This is a genomic window from Pseudolactococcus hodotermopsidis, assembly GCF_011170085.1.
Lineage (GTDB): Bacteria > Bacillota > Bacilli > Lactobacillales > Streptococcaceae > Pseudolactococcus > Pseudolactococcus hodotermopsidis.
In genome coordinates, this window is record NZ_BLLI01000114.1 from 1 (window position 1) to 2542 (window position 2542).

Sequence of the window (2542 nt, forward strand, 5' to 3'; positions counted from 1 at the left end):
ATTACTAACTTGGACGGTGCTGGAACAGCAAGAGCGCTTGCCAGTATCAAGGCAGAGCTTGCTAAACGCCAACGTGAGTTTGCCAAGTACGGTGTCAATAGTATCAATGATTATATGTCGCTATATAAGCAACGGCACACGCCCAAACCAGAAGTCACTTATCCGACTAAGCCACTTCCACATCTTATCTTAGTTTCAGATGAGTTTGCGGAGTTGAAGGCAAATGTACCAGAATTTTTGGATGAATTGACTTCAGTTGCTCGTATTGGACGCTCACTCGGTGTTCACTTGATTCTCGCAACACAAAAGCCAAGCGGTGTCGTCAATGACCAAATAGAAGCTAATTCAACAAGTAAAATTGCGCTAAAAATGGCAAGTCCACAAGATTCAAATGAACTTTTGAAAACACCAGATGCGGCGCATATTACAAATCCAGGTCGTGGTTATCTGAAAGTCGGTCAAAATGAAGTTTATGAACTTTTCCAAAGTGGTTATGCTGGTATTCCCTATGACCCTGAGGCGAGTAGTGATGAAAAAGTTGATGAGCGTGTTTTCAGAATCAATGATTTGGGGCAGTATGAGTTAATGTATGACCCAGATGAAGAAGTCGTACAAGGTAAGGACACGAGTGATTTAAAAAGTCAATTAGAGGAGGTTATCACTGAGATTGAGACTATCTTTGATAATTCAGAGCTTGTACAACCAGATAAACCATGGTTGCCAAATCTTGACAAGCAATTGCCAGCACCATTTGTCAAGCGAGCTAAAAAGCGCAGTCTAAATGTGCCTTTAGGTTTGCTTGATATTCCAAGCAAACAAGCACAAGAAGTTTATGAGTTCGACCTTGAAAAACAAGGACATACAGCTATTTTCGCAAGTCCAGGCTATGGCAAATCAACTATTTTACAGACGTTAGCGTTGAGCTTGTCACGTCAAAATACGCCCGAACAGCTTAATCTTAATCTACTTGATTTCGGTAATAATGGTCTTTTACCACTTAAAGCTTTACCGCATGTAGCAGATATTGTGACACTTGAAGAGGTTGAAAAGTTGCAAAAGATGTTGGATAGAATTGCGGGAGAACTTGCCAATCGTAAGAAACTTTTCAAAAATGCAGGTGTCGCAAGTCTTGTTCAATATGAAACTAAAACTAATCAGAAATTACCTGTTATTGTCACGATTCTTGACAGTTATGATGGCTTGACTTCAAATGATAAACGTAAGGATACGATAGATAATCTGTTACTCCAAATCTTGCGTGATGGTGCAAGTCTTGGTGTTTACCTCATTATCACAGCCAATCGTGTGGGCGGTATTCGGATGAATATGATGAGTAATATCGCAACAAAAATGGTGTTGTACTTGAATGAGGAAAGTGAAGTCGGAACGGTCATGGGTCGTGAGAAAGTCATGCAGGAAGCAACCAATGGTCGTGGACAGGTAATGCGTGATGTGCCGACAGCTATTCAGTTTTATTTGCCAGTTGAGGGACAGACAGAATCAGAGATTCTTGAAAATCTTGAACGAGAAGTTGCTTTACTTGATAGTTCTTGGACTGGCGAACGCCCCCAGAAGATTCCTATGGTGCCTGAAGAATTGACACTTGATACTTTTGAAGAATTATCTGGTGTTGCTAAGTTGCAAGCTATCCAAGCTTTACCGTTTGGTTTGTCCACAGCGACCACAGAAGTTTTGGGTTATCTCCCAAACAAACAACCTTATTTCTTGTTTGCGCCAATGGATGATGAGCAAGAGGTACTTTTCCAAAAAATGTTGTTGTTACAGCTTGCTCAGATAAAAACGGAAGTCTTGCTTGTTGATTTTAATGAAAAATTTGACGAGGTATTAGAAACGACAACTTTATCTCAAAATGTGAGCTTAATCAAAGATAATGGTGATGCTAAGGAAATTGTTTCGGGTATTGTTGCTTATCTGACACTTGCTAAGAAAAAAGAGCAGGGAGAGCCGATGTTAATTGTGATAAGCGATTTGGCAGATTTTGTCGCAAAAACTGGCTTGAAAGTGGAGAATTTGGTTCTTGCTTTGAAAAATACCAACAAAGTGGGACTGAACTTTATTATCTTTAGTCCACATGAATACTTTGCACGGTCATTTGAGGCAGTTCCCAAAGCACTTCGTGATTTGAAATTCTCAGGTTTGATTGGTGCAAGAGCTTATGATTCACCAGTGATTAAAACAACAGGTCATTCACAAGAACCAGCGCTATTGTTGCATGAAAGTTTTTATGTTATGCGTGGCGGCTCGCTATTTGACAAGTTAAAATTACCAACATTCACTAAGTGAAAACATGATACTGAAAGCGTTGCGATGTAGTTGTGCAAACTTTCCTAGAAAGTTAGCTTGAAGTTCAAATAAAGGAGGGCAATATGTCTGAAGAATTAAGTTTACTTCCTCTTGGTACTGCGGTCAAAATCAAAAATGATGAGAGTGCTTATGTTATCATAGCTAGAATTTTTCGGAAACAGGAGGATGAGCGTTTTTTACCGATTTATAAAGGTGTCCCCCATCCGTTTGGGGAAAG

Annotated in this window: 2 protein-coding genes; both read left to right on the plus strand. The window is 39.8% G+C overall.

Annotation, left to right across the window (positions count from 1 at the left end):
* On the plus strand, window positions 1-2304 hold a 2304-nt coding region (essC, locus tag Hs30E_RS10760), incomplete at its 5' end, for a type VII secretion protein EssC (RefSeq protein WP_172209932.1).
* Window positions 2305-2387: 83 nt separating this feature from the next.
* The coding region (locus Hs30E_RS11625; RefSeq protein ID WP_172209933.1) for a DUF4176 domain-containing protein at window positions 2388-2542 on the plus strand (155 nt) is incomplete at its 3' end.